Source organism: Bacillus cereus group sp. BfR-BA-01355 (assembly GCF_022663675.1).
Classification (GTDB): Bacteria; Bacillota; Bacilli; order Bacillales; family Bacillaceae_G; genus Bacillus_A; species Bacillus_A thuringiensis_S.
The window spans coordinates 12,565-30,227 of sequence record NZ_JAKUFY010000064.1 but is presented as its reverse complement, the minus strand read 5'-3'; the positions used below and the strand labels follow the sequence as shown (position 1 = coordinate 30,227).

The window sequence follows — 17,663 nt, the reverse complement described above, 5'->3', positions numbered from 1 at the left end:
TATTAGGCACGCCGCCAGCGTTCATCCTGAGCCAGGATCAAACTCTCCAATAAAGTTAGTTTGTCTAGCATCTAAAAATAAAAATTGACGTTTCACGTTGTTTGTTTCGTTCAGTTTTCAAAGAACTACTTGGTCGCTCATTTGCGACTTCCTTATGTTAACATCTTCGTTTTTCGATGTCAACTAAGTTTTTCAATTTCTTTTTTGTCGTTTTCTGCGTTTCCGCATCAGCGACGGTTATTAATATATCATGGTGAAAAATGAAATGCAACACCTTTTATAAACTTTTTTAAAAACTGCCCACATTTCTTTTTTAATATCATATACTTAAACGAAATATCTCTTTCATGTATGATTAATTCCTACATATATTTTATATAAAGTTACTCTATCAAAAAACGTTTCTTTCTATAATAAGAGTTTTATTCATATACCATATCATACAAGGAGGAATATATATGGACTATACCGATTTATTAATCAAACTAGGTCTCTCGGCTATTTTAGGATTTGCCATTGGTTTAGAACGCGAATTAAAACGGAAACCACTTGGTTTAAAAACGTGTTTAGTTATTTCTATTATTAGTTGCCTCCTAACGATTGTTTCTATTAAAGCAGCTTATAACTTACCACATACCGATCATATGAATATGGATCCACTTCGACTTGCCGCTCAAATTGTATCAGGAATTGGTTTTTTAGGTGCTGGCGTAATTTTAAGAAGAGGCAACGATAGCATTGCAGGACTCACGACTGCCGCTATGATTTGGGGTGCTTCTGGTATTGGTATTGCCGTTGGAGCTGGTTTCTATATCGAGGCAATTTTCGGAATGTGTTTTCTTATGATTAGTGTCGAACTTATACCATTGACAATGAAGTTTGTAGGTCCTAGATCATTTCGTCAACGTGATATTGCAGTGAAACTTGTTGTGCGAAATATGGACAATATCCCGGTTGTAATCGAGGAGATAAAAGAAATGGATATAAACGTTAAAAATATGAAGCTTAAAACGTTAGAAAACGGTTCTCACTATTTACATCTTAAACTGTCCATTGATCAAAAAAGACATACCGCTGATGTTTACTATACTCTCCAGCATCTTGAAAGTGTCCAACAAACTGAAGTGGAAAGTATGTAGCATAAAATAAACTCTCTTTAATTAGAGAGTTTTTCTTTTTTCTATAATGGTAACAATGAATGTAGTCCTGCAAAACAAGGAGGAATTTACTATTGAAATCCCGTCCGAATTTAGTAGATACATTTCGTGATTCCATTATTTTTCGTTTAATTTGTTTTATTATTGTACTCACTGCTTTTTCTGGTTTTCTTATACATAGATTAGAACCCTCTCATTTCACTACATGGTTTGACGGAATTTGGTGGTCAATTGTTACCATTTTTACAGTTGGATATGGCGACTTTGCTCCCCATACAACGATAGGAAAACTAATAGGTATAAGTATTATTTTATTAGGAACTGGCTTTTGTTCTTATTATATGGTTCTATTCGCTACTGAGATGATTAGTAAACAATACATGAAAGTTAAAGGTGAAGAAGCCGCTACCTCTAACGGTCATATGATTATCGTTGGCTGGAATGAGCGTGCAAAACATGTTGTAAAGCAAATGCATGTACTACAACCAAACCTTGATATCGTTTTAATTGATGAAACACTTTCTTTACTCCCAAAACCCTTTCATCATTTAGAATTTATAAAAGGTTGTCCGCATCACGATCAAACTTTATTAAAGGCTAATATTGCAACGGCACACACCATATTAATAACAGCGGATAAAGAAAAGAACGAAAGCTTAGCAGATACACAGTCCATTTTAAATATTTTAACTGCGAAAGGACTCAATCCAAACATTCACTGCATCGCCGAACTACTTACTACTGAACAAATTCAAAATGCAACGAGAGCGGGCGCGTCAGAAATTATAGAAGGAAATAAATTAACGAGTTATGTATTTACCGCTTCTCTTTTATTCCCTTCTATTTCAGGTGTACTATTCTCACTTTACGATGAAATCTCTGATAACAAATTACAACTGATGGAGCTTTCTCCGTCCTGCACCGGACAAACCTTTGCAAATTGTAGCTATATCCTTCTAAAACAAAACATTCTCTTACTAGGTATAAAGCGTGATGATCAATATATGATTAATCCAGTCCATACCTTCATTCTTATCGAAAGCGACATACTCATTGTTATTCACCATTAATAAAATGACGCTCTAGTTCTTGCATGAGCACTTTCCCAATATTGATATATTTTCTTTTTACATCTCCATCTGGATCTTTCGGTTCAGCAAATTGATCCATCCCACTCGTTCCAGCGGTTAAAGTATTCACATTATCATCTAGTTCGTCTTGATATACGTGCGAAAGAATATACGGCGTTTCAAGACGGACTACTACACCAGGTACATCCAGTTCACCATCTACTGCTATAAACGGCACTCGTAAAAATTGATACCCATCTTCTTCATCGATTTTGTAATCGAAGCATCCTTTATCATAATCCCAATTACCACCAATGCTATATCCAAGTGGTTTCATAATCTCTTCTAACTTAAATAGCGCATATGTACGTCCTTCTAAATTTGATTGAATTGGAATCAAGTCCATCCCTCCAAGACTTTTCCTTTAGCATACCCACTCTAGCTTGAATATACTGATGGACTTTTCGATAAAATAATAAAAAGCGACCGGATTCCGGTCGCTTTTTATTATTTTAAACGCTCTTCTAATTCTGCTTTTAATTCTTCAAATCCTGGTTTACCAAGTAAAGCAAACATGTTCTTCTTGTATGCTTCTACGCCAGGTTGGTCAAATGGATTTACCCCTAGTAAGTAGCCGCTCATCGCACATGCTTTTTCGAAGAAGTATACAAGGTAACCGAATGTGTACTCATTTAATTCAGGAATATTGACGATTAAGTTTGGTACTCCCCCGTCGCTATGTGCAAGTAATGTACCTTCGTATGCTTTTGTGTTTACAAAGTCTACAGTTTCACCAGCAAGGTAATTTAATCCGTCTAAATCGTTTTCTTCTGATTCGATTGTTAGTTCATGTGTAGATTTACCTACTTTAAGAACTGTTTCAAATAAGTCACGACGACCTTCTTGAACGTATTGACCTAATGAGTGTAAGTCAGTTGAGAAGTTTGCTGAAGATGGGAAAATACCTTTTTGATCTTTTCCTTCACTTTCACCAAATAACTGTTTCCACCACTCAGCGAAGTATTGAAGTGCTGGCTCATAGTTAACAAGCATTTCAATTGTTTTTCCTTTATTGTATAAAGCGTTACGAACTACTGCATATTGGTAAGCTGGGTTTTCTTCTAGTTCTGATGTTCCGAAGTCATCATGACCAGCAGCTGCACCTTTCATCATCTCTTCAATATTTAAGCCACTTACTGCGATTGGTAATAAACCAACTGGCGTTAATACAGAGAAACGTCCTCCAACATCATCTGGAATAACAAATGTTTCGTAACCTTCGTTATCAGCTAATGTTTTTAATGCACCACGTGCTTTATCTGTAGTTGCATAAATACGTTTGCGAGCTTCTTCTTTTCCATACTTTTCTTCTAATAACTTACGGAAGATACGGAATGCTAGTGCTGGCTCTGTTGTTGTACCTGATTTGGAAATAACGTTAATAGAGAAGTCTTTACCTTCTAATACGTCCATTAAATCTTTCATGTAAGTGGAGCTAATGTTTTGTCCAACAAATAGCACTTGTGGAGTTTTACGTTGTTCTTTAGAAAGCGTGTTGTAGAAAGAATGGTTTAACATTTCGATTGCTGCGCGTGCCCCTAAGTAAGAACCACCAATACCTACAACAAGTAAAATGTCAGAGTCATTTTTAATTTTTTCTGCGCATTTTTGAATGCGAGCGAATTCTTCTTTGTCATATTGAAGCGGAAGGTCTACCCACCCAAGGAAATCGTTCCCAGCTCCAGTTTTTTCGTGGATTGCGTGATGTGTTACTTTCACTGCATCACGTAAATAAGTGATTTCATGTTCACCGATGAAGGATAACGCTTTAGAATAGTCGAACGTTACATGTGTACTCATCTTTTTCCCTCCAATTATGGATATGTATTTCTGTATTCACTTTAGCGAAACTGAAGTTGTAAATCAAGCGATTCAACCATTGTAAACGTAACCAATATATATTTTTTAGAAAAAGTTCATTTTTTGCATAAAAATTCGTATTTTTCGGTATAGATGTATATACATCATCTTTCGAACATTTTTTATGTATAAAAACAACATAACTACCCCATTCTATAAAAGAGTTAATTAACTCATCGCTTGCTCATGCTTCACAATTAAGGGGGGCTTTTTCATGAGTACTTTGCAACGTATCGCATTAGTCTTTACTGTAATTGGCGCTGTGAACTGGGGACTAATCGGATTTTTCCAGTTTGACTTAGTAGCAGCCATTTTCGGTGGACAAAATTCAGCTCTTGCACGTATTATTTACGGCATCGTTGGTATATCTGGGCTTATCAATCTTGGTTTACTGTTTAAACCATCTGAAAATCTTGGTACACACCCAGAAACAAACGAAATTCGATAGTCAGTATGTCCTTTCACCTCCGACATACGAATATGATTGCATGCAATCATATTTGCAAATATATATCATAAGATAAAGTAAAAGAGGAACGCTCATATGCGTTCCTCTTTTACTTTGTTAACTCGGACTCTTCAATCCATTCTGCCAACTTTTCTCGCAGCGTATTAAATCCGTTTTCAGATGGGTTCGGTATAAGAATCCTTCCTTGTTTTCTTTTCGCCGCTTTTAACGATAAACTCATTTTTCTGTGCTCTTCATCAATTGAAAGTACCTTTACTTCTACTGTATCGCCGACTTTTAAAAAGTCATGAATATCCTTTACATATCCATTTGTAATTTCAGATATATGCACAAGTCCTTGTGTTTCTGCATCTAACGCTACAAATGCACCGTAATCTTGAATTCCAGTCACTTTCCCTGTTACAACCACTCCTGTTGTATATTGTTCTGACATATGAAACACTCCCATACGTTTACCATTCTCTCTACAATTATAGAGAGCAAAGCAGATATATTTATTTTAAATATCCGATTGGTTAGTACGCATTCTAGATAACGTTATCTAGAATGCGTATACCTTATATTAGTAAATTATACCACTATGACAGAACTCATTCAAAATTCATGAAAAATTTCCCTTAAAGAAGTATAATTCTCCAATATTGGGATAGACTACTAACACATGGCTTTCTAGTATTCCCCCCCTTTTATGGACAAAACGTATTACGTTTTGTCCTTTTTTTATTTTCTACAAACCGTTCCATTCTCTTCATCGCTTCCATAAGTTGTTCAAGCGACGTTGCATATGAACAACGAATAAATCCTTCACCACTTTCGCCAAATACGCTACCAGGGACAACGGCCACTTTCTCTTCCAACAATAACTGTTCTGCAAATTCCGCTGAAGATAATCCGGTTGAAGATATAGCAGGAAAAACATAAAATGCTCCGCCCGGCACATGACACGTTAAGCCCATTTCATTGAAAGATGTCGTCATGAAGTTACGACGCTTCTTATAGCTATCTCTCATTCGAATTACTTCATCGTTCCCTGCGCGTAACGCCTCAAGTGCTGCAAACTGAGACATCGTCGGTGCACACATCATTGAATACTGATGGATTTTGAGCATTAATTCTGAAAATTGAACAGGAGCTGCAATCATACCGAGGCGCCATCCTGTCATCGCAAATCCTTTTGAAAATCCTGAAATTAAAATCGTATGCTCACGCATATTTTTAATACTCGCGAAACTTGTATATACTTCGTCGTATACAAGTTCTGCATAAATTTCATCAGATAATACGATTAGATTGTACTTCTCAACAATCACTGCTATTTCTTCAAGCTCGGATTTATTTAGCATTGCACCTGTCGGGTTATTTGGTGAACAAAGCAAAATTGCCTTTGTTTTCGCTGTAATAGCTGCTTCAATTTGTTCTGGTTGTACTTTAAACTCGTTTTCTAACGTAGTCGCCACAGGAACCGGAACTCCTCCAGCTAATGTCACAAGTGGTGCATAAGAAACGAAGCTCGGTTCAATAATGAGCACTTCATCATCAGGATTTATAATGGCGCGCATCGCTACATCTAACGCCTGGCTCGCTCCAACTGTAACAATGATTTCATCACTTGGATCATAAGATACTGCAAATTGTTTTTTTAGATACTTTGCTATTTCTTGACGGAGCTCCAATAATCCTGCATTTGCTGTATATGACGTATACCCTTGTTCCAAAGAACGAATACATGCTTGCCTTACATTCCAAGGTGTAACAAAATCCGGCTCTCCTACCCCGAGGGAAATAACACCTTTCATATTTGCTGCTAAATCAAAAAATTTTCGAATACCAGATGGTTTTAAAGATTCTGCTGATCTAGATAGTTCAAATTGCTTCATGGTGTCACCACAATTCGCTTATCATCATCGTCTTTTTCATAAATAACGCCCTCATGTTTATACTTCTTCAAAATGAAATGAGTAGTTGTAGAAACAACAGATTCAATTGTTGCTAATTTCTCAGAAACAAACATCGCTACTTCTCCCATCGTTTTCCCTTCTAATGTAATAGAAAGATCATATGTCCCTGACATTAAATAAACGGATTTCACTTCTGAATAACGATAAATTTGTTCAGCAACCGCATCAAACCCAACGCCATGCTTTGGCGTAACTTTCACATCGATCATTGCCGTTAAACCTGTATGTTCTTTCACCTTCGTCCAATCAATATGTGTTACATAATCCACAATAATCTTTTCATTTTCTAACCTCGCAACCATCTTCTTTACTTCTTCTACCTCTATATTTAACAGCTTCGCTAATGTATCTACAGATAATCGACTACTCTTTTCAAGACAAGCTAATAATTCTAATTCTTTTTCTGTCACCATATAAATCATCCTTCCTTTTCGTTTGTGTTTAAATTATACAAATACCCTTTCCAGTTTGAAAAGAAGATTTTTCTATTGAATTATGTCAAAATAAAGTGAAACTTTAATCAGCGAAATGCTTCACCCCACTGATTATCAGCCCACACCAATCGGGCTTTTACGGACAGTTGCTCTCCCACCTAACCTCTTTGCTTGAGCTGCTTTTTGAGGTGGGAGACTTACTGTCCGTTAATGCGGGGTAAAGTGAAACTTTAATCAGTGGAAAAATGCGTGATAAAGCGAAAGGGGATGGAATCGTGAAACCAAAAGTTTATATTGCTGAACCAGTTCCAACATTTGTAGAAAACTATTTATCAGAACACTGTGATTATGAAAAATGGGATCAAAATGAGAAAGTACCCCGTGATGTTCTATTAGAAAAAATACAAGATAAAGATGGGTTATTAAATTTCGGATCTGCTATTAATGAAGAATTACTGACAGTGGCTCCTAACTTAAAAGTAGTGAGCAACATTTCTGTCGGTTACGATAATTTTGATTTACAAGCGATGAAAAACCGAAATGTTATCGGAACGAATACACCATACGTATTAGATGATACAGTAGCTGATCTCGTTTTCGCCCTTATGTTATCTGCTGGGCGCCGTGTTTGCGAACTCGATTCTTATGTGAAAAATGGTGAATGGAACGCTGAAATTGGAAAAGAACACTTCGGACTAGATGTACACCATAGCACAATTGGTATTATCGGTATGGGCCGAATTGGAGAAGCCGTTGCAAAACGAGCAAAATTCGGATTTGATATGAATGTTCTTTACTATAACCGCCGTCGTAAAGAAGAAGCTGAACAAAAATTCGATGCTACATATTGTGATTTACAGACGCTACTGGAGCAGTCTGACTTTATTGTTCTTCTTACTCCATTAACAGATGAAACATATCACCTTATCGGAGAAAAGGAATTTTCATTAATGAAAGAAACAGCAATCTTCATTAATGCTTCTCGCGGGAAAACAGTAGATGAAGAAGCGTTAATCCATGCTTTAACAGAAAAGAAAATCTTTGCAGCAGGTATCGATACATTTACACAAGAGCCGATTCAAAAAGATAATCCACTCTTATCATTACAAAATGTTGTGACTTTACCACACATCGGATCTGCAACATTAAAAACTAGGCAGCAAATGGCTATGACCGCCGCTGAAAATTTAGTTGCAGGATTACAAGGAAAAACACCGCCTAATATTGTTCGCGGGTAATACTGAATAAACGAAAGGCAAGATGACATCGTCATCTTGCCTTTTTTTGTTAACATATTTTCTTCTTCCTTGGAGATGATATGAACAAAAATCAATGGAGTGACAAAAAATGAATCACGAATATACTTGTCCTTATTTCACTTTTTCCACTCGCGGCACTACTATTCATTACGAATTGTATGAACACGATAACAAAACAGAACGTCCTACTTTCGTACTCGTTCACGGCTTTTTATCTTCCTCATTTAGTTACCGTCGTCTCATTCCCTTACTATCGAAAGCAGGAACAGTGATTGCTCTTGATTTACCACCGTTCGGAAAAAGTGATAAGTCTCATCTGTTTAAGTATTCTTATCACAATTTAGCAACGATTATTATTGATTTAATTGAACATTTATCTCTCTCAAACATTGTATTAGTTGGGCACTCTATGGGTGGGCAAATTTCTCTCTATGTAAACCGTATACGTCCTGAACTCATTTCAAAAACGATTTTACTATGCAGCTCTAGCTATTTAGCACGCGCAACCTTACCTTTACTATACTCTTCTTATTTACCGTTCTTTCATTTATACGTAAAGAACTGGATTATTAGACGCGGTATTGTTCATAACTTAATGAATGTCGTTCATGATCACTCATTAATTGACGATGAAATGAAAAAAGGTTACTCCGCTCCTTTTTATGACGACCGTATATTTCCCGCTTTAACTCGCATGATACGAGACCGTGAAGGTGACTTATCTTCAACTGAATTACAAAAAATCGAAACACCTATCTTGCTCATTTGGGGTGAAAAAGACCGCGTCGTCCCTGTACATGTAGGTCATCGTCTACACAAAGATTTACCGAATTCAAAATTTATTTCTTACGAAAATACAGGACATTTACTACCTGAAGAAAAGCCTAAACATGTTTATGAAGAAATTATCGCTTTTTCTGCGCAATAAAGTGAAACTTTAATCAGTCCCCACCTAACTTCTTTGCTTCCGCTGAATTTTGAGGTGGGGTCTTACTACCAAGCAAATAGCGGGATAATATAAAAAAGGCTGTCGGAAATTCCGACAGCCTATAATGAACAACTTCCGCCTTCTTTTATTACAAGTAATTCCACAGCTAACTTCTCACATTTTTCAAGCGCAGGTACTTCCTCAAAAGACATAAAGTATATATGTTGAATCTTCTTTGCGATGTATTTTGGATCATCAAACACACTTATGACGTTCACAACATCGCTCGCTTCTGTTTCATAAAACTCCGGTCCCATTTGAAACGGATCCCAATTCTTCACAACCTCTATCATCTTTTCATATGTACCCATTCGCTTCCCGCCTTTTCACTTTTTAATACTTTTCTTTATCCTATCACATCAGCTATTCTATAAGAAGAGAGAGAACTTTCGTAACTTATTGGTTTTACAGAAGAAGGGGGCAAACTTATGCAACTATTTCATAAAGCAATCAATCGACGTGGAACGCATAGTATAAAATGGGATACATATAAAAACGAAGAACTTATCCATGCTTGGATTGCTGATATGGATTTTGAAGTACCAAAACCAATTCAAACTGCCTTAAAACAACGGATCGAACATCCGATTTTTGGCTACACACTTCCCCCTGAAAATATTGGGGATATTATTTGTAACTGGACAAAACAACAATACGACTGGGACATTCAAAAAGAATGGATCGTCTTTAGTGCAGGGATCGTTCCAGCTCTTAGTACGAGCATACAGGCTTTTACAAAAGAAAACGAATCCGTTCTCGTACAACCACCTATTTATCCTCCATTTTTCGAAATGGTCACAACAAATAATAGGCAGTTATGCGTGAGTCCATTACAGAAACAAAATGATACATATGTGATAGACTTCGAGCATTTAGAAAAGCAGTTTCAGCAAGGCGTCAAACTCATGCTTCTTTGTAGCCCTCATAATCCAATCGGACGCGTTTGGACGAAAGAGGAACTTGTGCAGCTCGGATCGTTATGTACTAAATATAACGTAATCGTTGTCGCGGATGAAATTCATTCCGATATCATTTATGCAGACCATACACATACACCGTTCGCTTCCTTATCTGAAGAATTAGCAGAACGCACTATCACTTGTATGGCTCCAAGTAAAACATTTAATATCGCTGGATTACAAGCGTCGATTATTATCATTCCAAACGAAAAACTCCGTCACGCCTTTACAGCTATCCAATATATACAAGGCTTCCACGGGTTAAATATCTTCGCCTACACAGCGATGCAAAGTGCCTATACAGAATGTAATGATTGGCTAAACGAAATTCGATTATATATAGAAGATAATGCTCAATTTGCTTATGAATATATCAAAACTCACATACCTGCTCTTTCCGTAACGAAGCCAGAAGGTAGCTTTTTATTATGGATTGATTGTTCTCGTCTAAAGCTTTCTCAAAACGAGCGTACTGCATTACTTGAGGAAAAAGGAAAAATCATCGTTGAACCTGGTGAGAAATACGGGTTAGGTGGGGAAGAACATATTCGAATTAACATCGGCTGTCCACGATCTGTTTTAGAAGAAATTTTGAACAGACTGCGTCATACGTTTTCATAATAAGAAAAGAGACTGTCATAAATCATTTTAGGACAACCTCCTTTATCCATATCTTTTCAATTACGTTTCACAAAAAAAGCTACCATGCACGGTAGCTTTTACTTTTTCTTCATATCCGATGCTTTTTTTACAATGACACCACAAGCAATTCGATCACCTGATTTACCTGTCGGTTGTGTCATACCATCATCAGCGTTTTCTGTAATAATAATAGACGCTCCATCTTTTCTATGAATCGTTGTTTTTCCTTCTTCAAGCGTTATGTGCGGCGCGTCGATTTCTGCCTTGATCTTTCCAGAACCGTCTGCAATTACGTTCGGTAAATCACCGTTTTCTGCACCCTTCGGATTAAGAAGACCATGTTTTTTATCATCAGGATTAAAATGATTCCCGGATGATTCAAAACGAGGTGCCTTACACTCTCCGATTTCATGTACATGTAGTCCGTGTGGTCCTGGCGTGAAACCTTCCCCTTTAATCGTAATTTTCACTCCACTTGTTTGCTGAACTACTTTCGCAGTCCCTACTTCATCTCCTGAAGCATTATGTAATTTCACTTCAATTTCTTTCGGCTTTCCTTGGTCACAACCTGCCATCAGAAATAATAAACAACAACTGAAAAAAAGCCGTTTCTTCATTCCATTCCCTCCAAAATATATTCTGCCCTTAGATTGTCCGAGCATAGAGGGAAACATACAAAAATGCGTTACTGTTTCTTTTCAGCTAATAGTTTTTCTTCAACTTTCTGTAATCGCTCTGCTTCTCTTTTTGATATACGAATAAACATGCGCCACGTGGCAATAGCACCGATAATAAATAGAACGCACACAATCCCTGGAATAATATATTCTGTTTTATCTTCCGGAAAATATAAAGGCATCATAACGAACACTCCTTAATTATAGGATTCAAAAAAACATCAGAATTTTCTGTTATATATCTTTAAATTATAGTTGAACCAGTTCATATTCTCAAGAGGCGTTCCGAAAGTGAATGATTTCTTTGACTCCTCCTCCTACTTTCCTTACTATAAACTTGAGGTGAAAAATATGAGAGAAACATTTGAAATTGGTGAAATCGTTACTGGTATTTATAAAACAGGAAAATACATCGGCGAAATTACAAATAGCCGTCCTGGTAGTTATGTCGTAAAAGTATTAGCTGTTTTAAAACATCCGGTGCAAGGTGACTTACATAACGTAAAACAAGCTGACGTACCATTTTTCCATGAAAGACGCGCTTTAGCTTTTCGTGAGCAAACGAACATTCCACAGCAAATGGTAAAGAAATATGAAGGAGAAATTCCTGATTATACCGAGTCACTAAAATTAGCATTAGAAACTCAAATGAATTCATTTTCTGAAGATGATTCACCTTTTGCAGAGCGTAGTCTAGAAACATTAGAACAGTTAAAGAAGGACTACAAACTCTAAAAAAACAAAACGACCAAATTACATAATGTGCAATTTGGTCGTTACTGTGTGCTCACTTTCTTTAACACTTTTGAAAAATCAACGAGTTCTCCTAATGTTGGTGGTGCTGGTTTTACTAAATACTCTTTATCTTTTTCTACTAGTTTAAAAATATTGTACGTCGTCATCGCATCATCAAGCGCACAATGATGCTTCCCTGTCCCTACTTTTCCGTACGCCTCAATTGCTTTCCATAATCCTGTTTGATTTCTTTCCCCAAAAAACTTCTTATACTCAAGCGATAAATCACGACACTGCCCGAAGAATGGAAAAGCTATCCCTGCCATTTCACAATTATGCTTCAGCACTTTCATATCCATATTTCCCCACGTTACAATTGTCGGTTTACATTTCGTTTCGTATTCTGCAAGCTTCTTAACGAGTTCGGGAAATGAAATCCCTTTATCCACGACTTCTTGTTTTATTCCTAAAAACTTCTTACATCGATCCGTTAAGGAGGGAAATGTTTTCGGCCTGACATGTGATGAATACGTATCTTCCACCTTACAGCCAGCAACTGAAACGAGTCCTACCTCAATAATTTCCGGAAAAAATCCTTTCGGTTTTTTTCTATGCTGGGGCATCGTAAACTCAAAGTCTAAAAATAAAAATCGTTGTTCATCCATACGATCCCTTCCTTATCATTTTTGTCATTCCTTTCTATTTGACACTCCTACACGAACAAGCTCGAATGCTAATTCCATTTTAAATATTCAGATTGGATGTATCTTATATATATGTCAAATGCCCACAAATATTTTAAAAAATAAGAAAAAATGACCTATGCAGAAAATATGACAAAATCCCTCCTTTCATTTACATCCGCAGTTTTTCTACTTTATAATGACGTTATGTGTGTTTCATCTAGTTAATATTTGACACACTAAGAAAAATGAATGAAAGGAGATGAGATTTTTGCACGAAACAACGCAAGAACTCGCTAACTGGCAGTATTATTTTGCTATCGCAGTCTTTTTAATTACATATGCCATTATTATTTCTGAAAAAATTAATCGCGCTGTCATCGCACTTCTTGGTGCAGCACTCATGGTAATTGTGGGGGTCGTCGATTTACATAACGCCTTTACGAAACATATTGAATGGGGAACGATTACGCTACTCATCGGTATGATGATTTTGGTGAACATTACGAGTAAATCAGGTGTTTTCCAATACGTTGCCATTAAAGCAGCAAAAGGGGCACAAGGAAATCCAATTAAAATTTTAATTTCCCTTTCCCTACTTACTGCGCTTGGCTCCGCATTTTTAGATAACGTTACAACTGTACTTCTTGTTGTTCCAGTTACTTTATCTATTACGCGCATACTGCAAGTAAATCCTGTTCCTTATTTACTTTCTGAAATTATTTTTTCAAACATTGGGGGAACGGCAACATTAATTGGTGATCCACCTAACATTATGATTGGTTCTGCCAATAAACATTTAGACTTCAATGCTTTCCTATTGAATCTAGCACCAATCGTAATTATTATTATTGGAGTTACAGCAACAATACTTTACTTCATGTACCGCAAACAATTAATTGCCGATCCTGTACAAGTCAAAAAATTAATGAGCTTAGATGAAAAACAATACATTAAAGATCCAGTATTAATGAAAAAATCTTTAACGGTACTTGGACTTACAATTGTAGGTTTCATGACTCATTCTATTTTCCATATTGATGCGGCTATCATTGCCTTAACTGGTGCTACTGTACTTATGTTAATTGGTGTGAAAGAGCATGAAATTGAAGAAGTATTTGCAAGCGTAGAGTGGGTAACAATCTTCTTCTTCGCAGGGCTATTCGTACTTGTTGGAGGACTTATCGATATCGGTCTTATCAAAATGTTAGCTCAAAAAGTAATTGGTATAACAGGCGGAGATATTTCTTACGCATCCATCCTTATTTTATGGATATCTGGTATCGCCTCTGCAACAATTGATAACATCCCATTTGTCGCAACAATGATTCCACTTATTAACGATATGGCAGTTGGGCTAGGCTTATCACCATCTGACGCACAAATCGATGTATTATGGTGGGCATTAGCACTAGGTGCTTGTCTCGGCGGAAACGGAACATTAATCGGAGCTTCTGCTAACGTAATCGTTGCAGGTATCGCGAGCCGCGAAGGACATAAATTTAGTTACATGGAATTCCTAAAAGTCGGTTTCCCAATTATGATCGTTTCATTAATCATTTCTCACATTTATATTTATTTACGCTACCTTATGTAGTAGAAAAAGCGCCCTGATAATCAGGGCGCTTTTTTACTTATATCTAAAATATATCGACTTATCAACAGAAACGAAAAATCTACTCTTTATATCTCACCGGTTCATTTCGAATAATAAATAAATGAATCGGTAAGAAAACCGAAAATGTGATTGTATGAATAATCGTAAACAATATAGAATTCGTTCCGTATCTATCTAAAATTGCGTAGATAAGATAAATAGACAGCACAATCGATACAGCTGTTGCTAATAAATATAGAATTGGTACGAAGTTAAAAATGAAACATGCGACATATATGCCGAATACTTTCCATCCCGCTTCTTCTTTTAAGAAATCCGGTAATTTGTCTTTTGCTAAATCACCCCATATCTTACTATTTAAAAAAGGAATAAACGCAAGAGCACCATCCGTTGCACCATCATTTTTCGCCATCGTATACAGTGCAAAAGCCGTTAATAAATACGCAATAATTGCCCAAATCAATACAACAAGAATAAACGCAAAACTAAGAGCAAAGAAACCTGCTAGTACGCCTTGATCCTCCATCTTATCCTCTCCTCTCTACTTTCAACATATTTCATTACATTGCAAGTTATGTTTTAAAATTTATCCAAACTCTTTGTATAATAAGAGAAGAAAGAGAATAAGAGAGGAGAAACACGTATGCATCCATTTGTAAAAGCATTACAAGAGCATTTTACAGCTCATCAAAATCCTGAAAAAGCAGAACCTATGACTCGTTATATGAAAAATCACTTCCCATTTCTAGGTATTCAAACACCGGAAAGGCGTCAATTATTAAAAGACGTCATTCAAATACATACTCTCCCAGATAAAAAAGACTTCCAAATTATTGTACGCGAGCTTTGGGACTTACCAGAACGTGAATTCCAAGCGGCCGCACTTGATATCATGCAAAAATATAAAAAGCATATAAACGAAACTCATATCCCCTTCTTAGAAGAACTTATTGTCACAAAATCTTGGTGGGACTCTGTCGATAGCATCGTCCCTACATTCTTAGGTACTATCTTTTTAAAACACCCAGAATTAATTTCTGCGTATATTCCAAAATGGATTGCATCAGATAACATATGGTTACAACGTGCCGCTATTTTATTCCAACTGAAATATAAACAAAAGATGGATGAAGAACTTCTTTTCTGGATTATTGGGCAACTACATTCTTCAAAAGAATTTTTCATTCAAAAAGCGATTGGCTGGGTCCTTCGTGAATATGCAAAAACAAATCCGGATGTAGTTTGGGAATACGTGCAAAACAATGAACTCGCTCCATTAAGTAAGCGTGAAGCAATTAAGCATATTAAACAAAATTACGGAATAAATAATGAAAAAATAGGCGAGACTCTATCATAGATAGACACGTTCCTCTATTGAGATTTAAAAAAGAACGTGTTAGAATATGTTCATTATTATTAATATAAGTAGCGATGACGGACTTATAAGTACTTGCATAAAAAGCGATTCAGGGATAGTGAAAGCCTGAAGCCGCAAGGAAACGGCAGTCCCGAGCAATACATGATAAAGTGGATGCACCTTTTGTGTATCAACTAGGGTGGAACCGCGGGCAAACGCTCGTCCCTAGGCAAATAAGCCTTGGGATGAGCGTTTTTTTATGTTCTTTTTAGCATATACTGCTCGTTTCCAAAGTATCAGAGTATATCATCGCCAATACGTTAACTTTCAAAAGGAGGATTTTCTTATGTATTCAATGGAACAAGTTGTAAACTTAGCGAAACATCGCGGTTTTGTTTTCCCTGGTTCTGAAATTTACGGTGGTCTTGCAAACACTTGGGATTACGGTCCACTTGGAATCGAATTAAAAAATAACGTTAAAAAAGCTTGGTGGAAAAAATTCATTCAAGAATCTCCACACAACGTTGGTTTAGACGCAGCTATTTTAATGAACCCTAAAACTTGGATCGCTTCTGGTCACGTTGGTAACTTCAACGATCCAATGATCGACTGTAAAAAATGTAAAGCTCGTCACCGTGCTGACAAATTAATTGAGGATGCTTTAGATGCAAAAGGCATTGAAATGGTTGTTGACGGTCTTACTTTCGACCAAATGGCTGACTTAATGAAAGAACATGAAGTAAAATGTCCTGATTGCGGTAGTGAAGAATTCACTGAAATCCGTCAGTTCAACTTAATGTTCAAAACATTCCAAGGTGTTACAGAGTCTAGCACAAACGAAATTTTCCTTCGTCCTGAAACAGCACAAGGTATTTTCGTAAACTTCAAAAACGTTCAACGCTCTATGCGTAAAAAGCTTCCATTTGGTATTGGCCAAATCGGTAAGAGTTTCCGTAACGAAATCACGCCTGGTAACTTCACATTCCGTACACGTGAATTCGAACAAATGGAACTTGAATTCTTCTGTAAGCCTGGTGAAGATTTAGAGTGGTTCGCATTCTGGCGTGAAACTTGTAAAAACTGGTTACTTTCACTTGGTATGACTGAAGAGAGCATGCGTCTTCGTGACCACGGTGAAGAAGAGTTATCTCACTACAGTAATGCAACAACTGACATTGAATTCAAATTCCCATTCGGTTGGGGCGAACTTTGGGGCGTTGCATCTCGTACAGACTTCGACTTAAAACGTCACATGGAACACTCAAACGAAGACTTTAACTATATCGATCCACAAACGAATGAGCGTTACGTACCATACTGCATCGAGCCATCTTTAGGCGCAGACCGCGTAACATTAGCATTCTTATGTGATGCATATGAAGAAGAACAATTAGAAAACGATTCTCGTACAGTTCTTCGTTTCCACCCTGCTTTAGCACCATACAAAGCAGCTATCTTACCATTATCTAAAAAGCTATCTGAAGGTGCTACTGAAGTATTTGCAGAATTAGCTAAAGACTTCATGGTAGACTTTGATGAAACTGGTTCTATCGGTAAACGTTACCGTCGTCAAGACGAAATCGGTACACCATTCTGTATCACATACGACTTCGACTCAGTTGAAGACAAAGCTGTTACAGTACGTGACCGTGACACAATGGAACAAGTTCGTATGCCAATTAGCGAACTAAAAGGTTTCTTAGAGAAGAAAATCCAGTTCTAATTATAAGAAAAAGA

Annotated in this window: 20 protein-coding genes; 10 read left to right on the top strand and 10 right to left on the bottom strand. The window is 36.8% G+C overall.

Going from position 1 to position 17,663, the window contains the following annotated elements; genetic code table 11:
• The first annotated feature begins 458 nt into the window (after positions 1-458).
• Together MR167_RS19895 and MR167_RS19890 are read left to right on the top strand one after the other, a co-directional pair.
• A complete protein-coding gene (locus tag MR167_RS19895) occupies positions 459-1,139 on the top strand; it encodes an MgtC/SapB family protein (protein ID WP_000386682.1) in 681 nt (226 codons plus the stop codon).
• A gap of 92 nt (positions 1,140-1,231) precedes the next feature.
• Positions 1,232-2,227: a potassium channel family protein gene (locus MR167_RS19890; protein WP_242315299.1), complete on the top strand. Its 996-nt coding sequence runs from the start codon at positions 1,232-1,234 to the stop codon at positions 2,225-2,227.
• Here the strand turns inward: MR167_RS19890 and MR167_RS19885 are convergent.
• Positions 2,214-2,627, bottom strand: a complete 414-nt coding sequence (locus tag MR167_RS19885) for a YugN-like family protein (protein ID WP_242315297.1) — start codon at positions 2,625-2,627, stop codon at positions 2,214-2,216. The two genes, MR167_RS19890 and MR167_RS19885, sit on opposite strands and share 14 nt — an antisense overlap.
• Before the next feature lie 107 nt (positions 2,628-2,734).
• Positions 2,735-4,087 (bottom strand): glucose-6-phosphate isomerase, encoded by a 1,353-nt coding sequence (locus MR167_RS19880; protein WP_000103654.1) that lies wholly within the window; start codon positions 4,085-4,087, stop codon positions 2,735-2,737.
• A gap of 274 nt (positions 4,088-4,361) precedes the next feature.
• Here MR167_RS19880 and MR167_RS19875 point away from each other — a divergent pair, with 274 nt between their 5' ends.
• Complete coding sequence (locus MR167_RS19875; protein WP_000105788.1) at positions 4,362-4,595, top strand: DUF378 domain-containing protein; 234 nt, start codon at positions 4,362-4,364, stop codon at positions 4,593-4,595.
• Between the two features lie 109 nt (positions 4,596-4,704).
• Here MR167_RS19875 and yugI read toward each other — a convergent pair whose 3' ends face one another.
• The 3 genes from yugI to MR167_RS19860 form a co-directional block, all read right to left on the bottom strand.
• Positions 4,705-5,049 (bottom strand): S1 domain-containing post-transcriptional regulator GSP13, encoded by a 345-nt coding sequence (yugI, locus tag MR167_RS19870; protein WP_000003764.1) that lies wholly within the window; start codon positions 5,047-5,049, stop codon positions 4,705-4,707.
• A 253-nt stretch (positions 5,050-5,302) separates the two neighbouring features.
• A complete protein-coding gene (locus MR167_RS19865; RefSeq protein ID WP_000808529.1) occupies positions 5,303-6,493 on the bottom strand; it encodes an aminotransferase in 1,191 nt (396 codons plus the stop codon).
• A complete protein-coding gene (locus MR167_RS19860) occupies positions 6,490-6,987 on the bottom strand; it encodes an Lrp/AsnC family transcriptional regulator (protein ID WP_000255696.1) in 498 nt (165 codons plus the stop codon). Before MR167_RS19860 ends, MR167_RS19865 begins: the two co-directional genes overlap by 4 nt.
• Positions 6,988-7,253: 266 nt before the next feature.
• Between MR167_RS19860 and MR167_RS19855 the strand changes: the two genes are divergently transcribed.
• Both MR167_RS19855 and MR167_RS19850 read left to right on the top strand, forming a co-directional pair.
• The gene (locus MR167_RS19855) at positions 7,254-8,246 is read left to right on the top strand and encodes a 2-hydroxyacid dehydrogenase (RefSeq protein WP_001205003.1); all 993 of its coding nucleotides are present in this window, start codon (positions 7,254-7,256) and stop codon (positions 8,244-8,246) included.
• Positions 8,247-8,355: 109 nt separating this feature from the next.
• Entirely contained in the window at positions 8,356-9,195 is an 840-nt protein-coding gene (locus MR167_RS19850) for an alpha/beta fold hydrolase (RefSeq protein WP_001015203.1), read from the top strand.
• 119 nt (positions 9,196-9,314) lie between these two features.
• On the opposite strand, the gene MR167_RS19845 is transcribed toward MR167_RS19850, so the two are convergent.
• The gene (locus tag MR167_RS19845; protein WP_000537641.1) at positions 9,315-9,566 is read right to left on the bottom strand and encodes a YugE family protein; all 252 of its coding nucleotides are present in this window, start codon (positions 9,564-9,566) and stop codon (positions 9,315-9,317) included.
• Between the two features lie 117 nt (positions 9,567-9,683).
• On the opposite strand from MR167_RS19845, the gene MR167_RS19840 reads away from it, so the two are divergent.
• Positions 9,684-10,835, top strand: a complete 1,152-nt coding sequence (locus tag MR167_RS19840) for a MalY/PatB family protein (protein ID WP_242315295.1) — start codon at positions 9,684-9,686, stop codon at positions 10,833-10,835.
• Positions 10,836-10,933: 98 nt separating this feature from the next.
• Here the strand turns inward: MR167_RS19840 and sodC are convergent, their stop codons facing one another.
• Together sodC and MR167_RS19830 are read right to left on the bottom strand one after the other, a co-directional pair.
• A complete protein-coding gene (gene sodC / locus MR167_RS19835) occupies positions 10,934-11,473 on the bottom strand; it encodes a superoxide dismutase [Cu-Zn] (protein WP_000746518.1) in 540 nt (179 codons plus the stop codon).
• Positions 11,474-11,541: 68 nt separating this feature from the next.
• Positions 11,542-11,718 (bottom strand): hypothetical protein, encoded by a 177-nt coding sequence (locus MR167_RS19830; protein WP_000982756.1) that lies wholly within the window; start codon positions 11,716-11,718, stop codon positions 11,542-11,544.
• 166 nt (positions 11,719-11,884) lie between these two features.
• Between MR167_RS19830 and kapB the strand changes: the two genes are divergently transcribed.
• Positions 11,885-12,268 carry a kinase-associated lipoprotein KapB gene (gene kapB, locus MR167_RS19825; protein ID WP_001209326.1) on the top strand — a complete coding sequence of 128 codons (384 nt, stop codon included), beginning with the start codon at positions 11,885-11,887 and terminating at the stop codon, positions 12,266-12,268.
• Positions 12,269-12,309: 41 nt separating this feature from the next.
• Here kapB and kapD read toward each other — a convergent pair whose 3' ends face one another.
• The gene (kapD, locus tag MR167_RS19820) at positions 12,310-12,933 is read right to left on the bottom strand and encodes a 3'-5' exonuclease KapD (RefSeq protein WP_000344356.1); all 624 of its coding nucleotides are present in this window, start codon (positions 12,931-12,933) and stop codon (positions 12,310-12,312) included.
• A 289-nt stretch (positions 12,934-13,222) separates the two neighbouring features.
• On the opposite strand from kapD, the gene MR167_RS19815 reads away from it, so the two are divergent.
• On the top strand, positions 13,223-14,548 hold the full coding sequence (locus MR167_RS19815) for an ArsB/NhaD family transporter (RefSeq protein ID WP_242315293.1): 1,326 nt from the start codon (positions 13,223-13,225) through the stop codon (positions 14,546-14,548).
• A 79-nt stretch (positions 14,549-14,627) separates the two neighbouring features.
• On the opposite strand, the gene MR167_RS19810 is transcribed toward MR167_RS19815, so the two are convergent.
• Positions 14,628-15,095, bottom strand: a complete 468-nt coding sequence (locus tag MR167_RS19810) for a hypothetical protein (RefSeq protein ID WP_000390065.1) — start codon at positions 15,093-15,095, stop codon at positions 14,628-14,630.
• A 117-nt stretch (positions 15,096-15,212) separates the two neighbouring features.
• Between MR167_RS19810 and MR167_RS19805 the strand changes: the two genes are divergently transcribed.
• Entirely contained in the window at positions 15,213-15,926 is a 714-nt protein-coding gene (locus MR167_RS19805; RefSeq protein ID WP_000553316.1) for a DNA alkylation repair protein, read from the top strand.
• A gap of 346 nt (positions 15,927-16,272) precedes the next feature.
• Positions 16,273-17,649, top strand: a complete 1,377-nt coding sequence (locus MR167_RS19800; protein WP_000287148.1) for a glycine--tRNA ligase — start codon at positions 16,273-16,275, stop codon at positions 17,647-17,649.
• Positions 17,650-17,663 lie beyond the last annotated feature (14 nt).

Excerpts from the sequence above, each read along its gene's own strand:
- MR167_RS19845 (WP_000537641.1), bottom strand. The coding sequence starts at position 9,566 with ATGGGTACATATGAAAAGATGATAGAGGTTGTGAAGAATTGGGATCCG.
- MR167_RS19875 (WP_000105788.1), top strand. The coding sequence starts at position 4,362 with ATGAGTACTTTGCAACGTATCGCATTAGTCTTTACTGTAATTGGCGCT.
- MR167_RS19830 (WP_000982756.1), bottom strand. The coding sequence starts at position 11,718 with ATGATGCCTTTATATTTTCCGGAAGATAAAACAGAATATATTATTCCA.
- MR167_RS19850 (WP_001015203.1), top strand. The coding sequence starts at position 8,356 with ATGAATCACGAATATACTTGTCCTTATTTCACTTTTTCCACTCGCGGC.
- kapB (WP_001209326.1), top strand. The coding sequence starts at position 11,885 with ATGAGAGAAACATTTGAAATTGGTGAAATCGTTACTGGTATTTATAAA.
- MR167_RS19805 (WP_000553316.1), top strand. The coding sequence starts at position 15,213 with ATGCATCCATTTGTAAAAGCATTACAAGAGCATTTTACAGCTCATCAA.
- MR167_RS19860 (WP_000255696.1), bottom strand. The coding sequence starts at position 6,987 with ATGGTGACAGAAAAAGAATTAGAATTATTAGCTTGTCTTGAAAAGAGT.
- MR167_RS19840 (WP_242315295.1), top strand. The coding sequence starts at position 9,684 with ATGCAACTATTTCATAAAGCAATCAATCGACGTGGAACGCATAGTATA.
- kapD (WP_000344356.1), bottom strand. The coding sequence starts at position 12,933 with ATGGATGAACAACGATTTTTATTTTTAGACTTTGAGTTTACGATGCCC.
- yugI (WP_000003764.1), bottom strand. The coding sequence starts at position 5,049 with ATGTCAGAACAATATACAACAGGAGTGGTTGTAACAGGGAAAGTGACT.
- MR167_RS19810 (WP_000390065.1), bottom strand. The coding sequence starts at position 15,095 with ATGGAGGATCAAGGCGTACTAGCAGGTTTCTTTGCTCTTAGTTTTGCG.
- MR167_RS19800 (WP_000287148.1), top strand. The coding sequence starts at position 16,273 with ATGTATTCAATGGAACAAGTTGTAAACTTAGCGAAACATCGCGGTTTT.
- MR167_RS19895 (WP_000386682.1), top strand. The coding sequence starts at position 459 with ATGGACTATACCGATTTATTAATCAAACTAGGTCTCTCGGCTATTTTA.
- MR167_RS19880 (WP_000103654.1), bottom strand. The coding sequence starts at position 4,087 with ATGAGTACACATGTAACGTTCGACTATTCTAAAGCGTTATCCTTCATC.
- MR167_RS19855 (WP_001205003.1), top strand. The coding sequence starts at position 7,254 with ATGCGTGATAAAGCGAAAGGGGATGGAATCGTGAAACCAAAAGTTTAT.
- sodC (WP_000746518.1), bottom strand. The coding sequence starts at position 11,473 with ATGAAGAAACGGCTTTTTTTCAGTTGTTGTTTATTATTTCTGATGGCA.
- MR167_RS19865 (WP_000808529.1), bottom strand. The coding sequence starts at position 6,493 with ATGAAGCAATTTGAACTATCTAGATCAGCAGAATCTTTAAAACCATCT.